Genomic DNA, 3212 nt, shown 5'->3' with positions numbered 1-3212 from the left:
TATTCGAAAGGAATAAACGAAGCGTTAGAACCGGTGGCAGCTTTGTTGTGTTCTTTTTGCACCGTAGCACTAGCCCAGTTCATACCCAATCTCAATATCCCCTTAGTGATCCTATCTGCCATTATTGTGTTCATTCCGGGTTTATCGCTCACCCTAGGGCTGAGCGAATTGGCCGCGCGCGAGCTAATTTCCGGGACCGCAAGAATCATGGATGGCATTATGGTGCTGTTCAAGTTGTATTTTGGCGCCGTATTGGGTATGGCCTTTGGCGCTTTAATCTGGGGACATTTAAGTATTCAAAGCGGCTTGGTTAGCGACTGGTGGGTAAAATGGCTGGGAGTGGTCCTGCTCACCCTAGGGCTCAGCGTGATTTTCAAAGTTAGAGCCAAAGACATACCTTGGGGCATACTATCGGGTTTGATTGCTTATGCGGCCTCCTACGTTGGTAGTTTCCATTTAGGTGAAGCGCTAGGCCCTTTTATTGGCGCTTTTGTTGTGGGCGTCTATGCCAACTTATTTGCAAAATTCACCCAATCCCCCGCCTCGGTAGTACTACTGCAAGGCATTGTATTGTTAGTACCTGGCAGTAAAGCTTATATCAGTTTGAATTTCTTAGTACTTGGAGAGTCAATGGTGAGCATCCCGAATATCGGCTCGCAAACTTTCTTGATTTTCATGTCGATTGTCGCGGGAATATTGTTTGCTAACGTGGCGGTACCACAACGAAGCTCATTATAGAAAAAAGCGCTTAAGCTCGCACAAACTTAAGCGCTAGGAAAATTATCGAGGATAAAACTGCTACAAACTAGACCAAATGGCAGAAAAACGGTTCCCCGATAGCACCCTAAAATTGGAACGGTTTATAAAAACACAAAGGAACAAACAAACTTACTCGGCAACCTCGCTATTTTCGCTATCTTCAGGCATACCCGAAATTTCAAGGTTCATGAATTCTGTTTGGCTGAGTAACCCATCTTGATCGGTATCTAACTCAGCCCATACTTCAGTCAGAATGGGCAGTTGTGCTGCTTCTTCTTGACTGACAAATGCATCTTGGTTGCTATCTAACTGCTCAAACACTTCACTATTAGCAGAAGCGAGACTGGCAACAAATAGTGCTAACATTGGAAAGCTATACTTCAACTTCATAACAAACTCCTTGGTTAACTTCAGTATTATCAGCCGCATTACTTAGCGGTCTACGCCTGTTATAAGCAAACCCTATTCCATATTTACAAAATACATACAAAACAACGAGTTAACAAAGAAGGCTTCTATTTAACACAGCCCTCCTGTCGTCAATCAGCGACAGATAAAATAAAGCAATTTAGAAAATGCCGTAAACACGAAGCTCCAAGCTGTCGCCTTTTAACGTCACCACTTCAACGAAATAAAAAAAGATATGCATTTCAATATCTTGAAACAAGAACCTGCAGCTCGGCCTAGGAGTGCTAAACTGGCTAAACAGCGTTAAAGAAAGGACTTCTTATGTTTAAACCAAATCTACTTAGCTTAGCTGTGTTATTTAGCAGTTCAGTGTTTGCCACTAGCCAAATTGCCGACCAATATGCTCCCGAACAAGCTTCTGGTCAGCAAAGCAAGGCTGAAGTTGTTGCCCATAAGTTCATGGTCTCCGCCGCCAACCCCTTAGCTGTAGAAGCTGGTTATGAAGTATTAAAAGCCGGCGGCAGCGCGGTGGATGCAATGATAGCCGTACAAACCGTACTCGGCTTGGTTGAGCCTCAATCCTCAGGGATTGGCGGCGGCGCTTTTGTGGTTTACTTTGATGCAAAAAGCCAACGAATGACCAGTTTCGATGGTCGAGAAATGGCCCCAGCAACAGCGCACCCTAAGCTATTTCTAGACGCGCAGGGACAGCCTATGCGTTTCTATGATGCCGTAGTCGGCGGCCGCTCTGTTGGCAGCCCCGGCGTGGTGGCCCTATTTGAACAGCTACATCAACAGTACGGCAAACTGGCTTGGCCAGGCTTGTTTGAGCCAGCAATAGAGTTAGCCCAACAAGGTTTTCACGTAAGTCCTCGGCTGGCACAGTTAATCGCAGGTGACGAACAACGTTTAGGCCGTTTTCCCGCCACCCGTAACTATTTCTTTGACAGTAAAGGCCAGCCTCTACAAGCAGGCTATTTACGCAAAAACCCTGACTATGCCGACAGCTTAAAACTGATAGCAGAGCAAGGCGCTAGAGGCTTTTATCAAGGACCAACCGCCAATGCCATTGTTGATGCAGTTCGCTGGCAGAACGATAACCCCGGCTTACTGACACTGGAAGATCTGGCTAATTACCAGGTAAAACAGCGCCCCGCCGTATGTAGCCCCTACCAACAATACTCTATATGCGGAATGGGGCCACCAAGCTCTGGCGCGAGTACACTTGGCCAAATCATGGGCATAATAAGCCACTTTCCTCTTGCCGAATGGGGACCAAACAATCCACATAGTTGGCGCGTTATTGGTGATGCGTCTAGGCTCGCCTTTGCCGACCGTGGTAGGTACTTAGCCGACAGCGATTATGTGGAGGTGCCACTAAAGCATCTGCTAGCACCGGATTACCTTAAAGCAAGAGCGAAACTATTGGACACTCAACGTGCCTTGGAAACAGTCAGCGCGGGAGAACTGGCTCTGAGTGCTTATCGCAGCGATGATCAAAGCATTGAACTTCCCTCTACCAGCCACATTAGTATTGTTGATGCCCAAGGGAATGTCCTATCAATGACCAGTAGCGTTGAAAATGCCTTTGGCTCACGACTATTTGTAAAAGGTTTTTTACTCAATAACCAGCTGACCGATTTTTCTTTTGTTCCTGAGCAAGATGGTCTAACTGTGGCCAACCGAGTAGCAGCCGGAAAACGGCCCCGCTCGTCAATGTCACCCACCATTGTGCTAGAAAACCAGCAACCGATAATTGCCATAGGCTCGCCCGGTGGTAGCAGTATTATTGGTTATGTCGCACAGGCATTAATTAGTCACCTCAGCTGGAATATGAGCTTGCAACAAGCCGTGGAACAAGCTCACTTAAATAATCGCTTCGGCACCTATGAACTGGAAGCCGATAGCAGCGCCTTGCAAATGCAAGCGGCTTTAAAGGCCATGGGCTATCAGACCAAAGTGAAACAGATGACCTCTGGACTACAAGGCATTCGAATTTATCCAGATAGGCTAATAGGGGCAGCAGATCCACGCCGCGAGGGAAT

3 protein-coding genes are annotated in these 3212 nt (G+C 46.9%); 2 read left to right on the top strand and 1 reads right to left on the bottom strand.

What is annotated here, in order from left to right; all coding sequences use genetic code 11:
* A partial coding sequence (locus ACQY6Q_RS05870; protein ID WP_427979021.1) for a threonine/serine exporter family protein occupies positions 1–738 on the top strand: 738 nt, incomplete at its 5' end.
* A gap of 150 nt (positions 739–888) precedes the next feature.
* Here the strand turns inward: ACQY6Q_RS05870 and ACQY6Q_RS05865 are convergent.
* A complete protein-coding gene (locus ACQY6Q_RS05865) occupies positions 889–1149 on the bottom strand; it encodes a hypothetical protein (RefSeq protein ID WP_427979019.1) in 261 nt (86 codons plus the stop codon).
* Positions 1150–1488: 339 nt separating this feature from the next.
* Here ACQY6Q_RS05865 and ggt point away from each other — a divergent pair.
* Positions 1489–3212, top strand: a 1724-nt coding sequence (gene ggt / locus ACQY6Q_RS05860) for a gamma-glutamyltransferase (RefSeq protein WP_427979017.1), incomplete at its 3' end; no start/stop codon positions are given.

The sequence above is a fragment of the Agarivorans sp. genome (assembly GCF_050295395.1).
GTDB lineage: Bacteria > Pseudomonadota > Gammaproteobacteria > Enterobacterales > Celerinatantimonadaceae > Agarivorans.
This window is presented reverse-complemented; position numbering and strand designations above follow the sequence as displayed.

Excerpts from the sequence above, each read along its gene's own strand:
- ACQY6Q_RS05865 (WP_427979019.1), bottom strand. The coding sequence starts at position 1,149 with ATGAAGTTGAAGTATAGCTTTCCAATGTTAGCACTATTTGTTGCCAGT.